A 2,761-nucleotide genomic window follows, 5' to 3' on the forward strand; every position below is an offset into this window, starting at 1 on the left:
TATCGCCCATAAAAACCTGAGCGGGATAGGTGTTATACCACAAAAATCCGATGAGCGCACCGGCAAAAGCGGCTATAAAAATGGTCATTTCGCCCACGCGGGGAATGTACATTATATTCAGATACTGCGAGAAGATGATATTTCCGGACACCCAGGCAAAAATACCGAGCGTGAGCACAATAATGGCGGAACTTCCGGCTGCCAGTCCGTCGATGCCGTCGGTTAAATTGGCTCCGTTGGACACCGCCGTAACGATGAGAATCACCATCGGGATAAAGACCAGCCAAACCCAGTCCTTACTGCCTTCGCCCGCCCACGCGATGAGCTGTGCGTAGTCGAACTCATTGTTTTTCAGAAACGGAATGGTGGTTTTGGTGGATTTGACCTCTTCCATTTGCGTTTGCACTTCGGTTACGGAAGCGGCTTTGATGCTTTCGTTCTTTACGGTTACATTCGGATTGAAATAGAGCATCGCCCCGACGAAGAGCCCGAGCCCGACCTGCCCCAAGACCTTGAACCTGCCTTTGAGTCCGTCTTTATTCTTTCGGAAGACCTTGATGTAATCGTCCGCAAAGCCGATAATTCCCATCCAAACCATCGAAACCACCAGCAAGATGATGTAAACGTTCGCCAAATCGGCAAACAACAACACCGGCACGAGCGTTGCCAAGATGATGATGATGCCGCCCATCGTCGGGGTGCCTGCCTTTTCGTTTTGTCCTTGTAATCCTAAATCGCGGACGGTCTCACCCACCTGCAAGGCGTACAGTTTGCGGATGATTTTCTTTCCGAAAATCGTAGCAATGAGCAGCGACAAAATAGCCGCCATTCCCGCCCGAAACGAGAGGTATTGGAACACGCCCGCCCCGGGGAAATCGGTGTGTTTGTCTAAATAATCGAATAAATAATATAACATTTTTTAGTGTTTTTTTGTTTGATACGTTGTGGGGGCAAAAAAAATCGCCCATTTGTTTGTGTTTCAGTGTAGGGGCGTATTGCATACGCCCATTTGTTGTTTTTGTTTGGGTATAAACAACCGTTTACACCTGTTCGATTTTATATTGGGCGTATGCAATACGCCCCTACCAAGCCCACATATTACAAATAAAAACAATCCTCCTCCCATTTGGCGGGATTGTTTTCGATATATTGATGAATCTTAAAATAGGCTTCCTGATTTCGGATAATGTGTTCGTGGTAATTGCGTTGCCAAACCGAAAAACCGATTTTTTTGGATACGGCTGATTTATATCCACGCACGATTGCCCCCAACGTTTGCGACGGCGATTGTAGGGGCGTATTGCATACGCCCTTTTCCACATTGCCATCATCAATTTTGCCACCATTGGGCGTATGCGGCACAGCCTTTTCATCATTGATTTCACCGTTATTGGGCGTATGCAATACGCCCCTACGCTGTTGAACAATTTCAACAATGGCGTGAAAATGGTTGGGCATCACCACAAACGTATGTAATTTAACATTCGGACGAACCTTTTCGGTGTTTATCCATTCGGTATAAACGATTTGTCCGATTTCATTTAAAATCATTTTTTCGTTTGTGATTTCGCCGAAAAAATATTCTTTGTTTTGGCAACATATCGTAATGAAATAGAGCCCTTCACGGCTGTAATCAAAATCTTTAAGCCGCACCGAACGCCTTTTATGAATTTCAGGATTGTATTTTTCCACTACCGATTTGTTTTCCGCGACAAAAATACATTTTTTCGGGGAATTGTAATTGTTTCTATGGGTGCATTTTTGTTGTTTGGTGGGTTGTAGGGGCAAAATATTTTTTGCCCGAGCATTGCGTTTTTGAACCACATAGGGAACATAGTAAGGGCGACCCGAGCATAGCGAACTGGCGAAGCAATTGCAATTCGCCCTTACATTATTCGGCGTTGTTTGGGTAATCTTTACAACCTTATCATCATCTTTTCACAAAAGTTTTGTCTGTTTTTACCCAATAAGGCGCAACCAATATAGGCGAAAAAATAATATATTTGGTACTTTTATTGGGTATGGTTGCCCATTGTCTGTGCAGGATAAACGTCAGTTTTTCTTCTTTGGTCAAGCCTTCCAAAGTGTAATAATTCTCAAAGAAACGATGTTTTTGGTTAAAAACCTGATGATAATGTATCTTTTTATTAAACTTTTTCTCGTATTCGGCTATGGATTCTTTCAGTGGAATCACCTCGTTTTGAGGCTCTAAAAAATCTCTATCCTGATGGAAAACTTTTATTTTTCCCTTTTCTTGCTGGTGATATTCAAAATCTTCGGTGTAATCTCCTTCCAACGGATTTTCGTAATAATTCATCTTTGGAAATCCGTTTTTTATGACCAAACTATCTATTTTCATTGTCCCTTTCTCTCGTTGAATGTGATACAAAACCGAACTGGCAGAGGGTTCGCCTCGTGACGGACTCATCTTCTTATAAAGTTCGTAATTGGGCGTAATGAGAATTATTTCCGAAAACTCAGGATAAATGTGTTGCAATCGCTTCAACGGAATGTTAGGAACAACAAAAATCACAGGTTTTTTATGCGATGACGGAACGGCAATGTCTATCAACATATTATTATTTTTATTACGCGGATGCCCATTATTCTCCTGCTGAAATAAATAAGGTCTATCTATTCGGATAACGTTCTGAAATACAGTATCCGTAATATTCTGAGCCAAACCGCTTCCGTAAAGTAACGTCATAATTAGCATTAATTTGATTTTCATATTTTATAAATAATTTGCTATGTATTTGTT

Annotated in this window: 3 protein-coding genes; all 3 read right to left on the reverse strand. The window is 41.9% G+C overall.

The window, feature by feature from the left end; genetic code table 11:
* A partial coding sequence (locus Q4D72_RS12075; protein WP_303078186.1) for a phospho-N-acetylmuramoyl-pentapeptide-transferase occupies positions 1-916 on the reverse strand: 916 nt, incomplete at its 3' end.
* A gap of 182 nt (positions 917-1,098) precedes the next feature.
* Positions 1,099-1,692 carry a transposase gene (locus Q4D72_RS12080; protein WP_303078188.1) on the reverse strand — a complete coding sequence of 198 codons (594 nt, stop codon included), beginning with the start codon at positions 1,690-1,692 and terminating at the stop codon, positions 1,099-1,101.
* A 238-nt stretch (positions 1,693-1,930) separates the two neighbouring features.
* Entirely contained in the window at positions 1,931-2,731 is an 801-nt protein-coding gene (locus Q4D72_RS12085) for a hypothetical protein (RefSeq protein ID WP_303078189.1), read from the reverse strand.
* Positions 2,732-2,761 lie beyond the last annotated feature (30 nt).

Source organism: Capnocytophaga sp. (genome assembly GCF_030532915.1).
GTDB lineage: Bacteria > Bacteroidota > Bacteroidia > Flavobacteriales > Flavobacteriaceae > Capnocytophaga.

What these genes read in the sequence shown, in the direction of transcription:
- Q4D72_RS12085 (WP_303078189.1), bottom strand. Translation starts at nt 2,731, where the DNA reads ATGAAAATCAAATTAATGCTAATTATGACGTTACTTTACGGAAGCGGT.